Consider the following 263-nt stretch of genomic DNA (forward strand, 5'->3'; position numbering starts at 1 on the left):
ACCGCGGCGGCAAATACCAAGGTCACGCCCACCTGGCCTTGGTATTTGACGCCGCGGTCCTTGTAGCTGACCTCGCAGACGTCGTCCTTATCGCTTTCAAAGAACAGCACCTGGGCGCAGCCCTCGCCCGCATAGATGCGCGCAGGCAGTGGCGTGGTGTTGGAAAACTCCAGCGTCACGTAGCCTTCCCACTCGGGCTCGAACGGTGTGACGTTGACGATGATGCCGCAGCGCGCATAGGTGCTTTTGCCCAGGCAGATGGT

General features: G+C 61.2%; 1 protein-coding gene. It reads right to left on the reverse strand.

All coding sequences use genetic code 11. The features are described from left to right. On the reverse strand, positions 1 to 263 hold a 263-nt coding region (locus FEI13_RS18940), incomplete at both ends, for a dCTP deaminase (protein WP_138183027.1).

The sequence above is a fragment of the Halomonas urmiana genome, from assembly GCF_005780185.1.
GTDB classification, from domain to species: Bacteria; Pseudomonadota; Gammaproteobacteria; order Pseudomonadales; family Halomonadaceae; genus Halomonas; species Halomonas urmiana.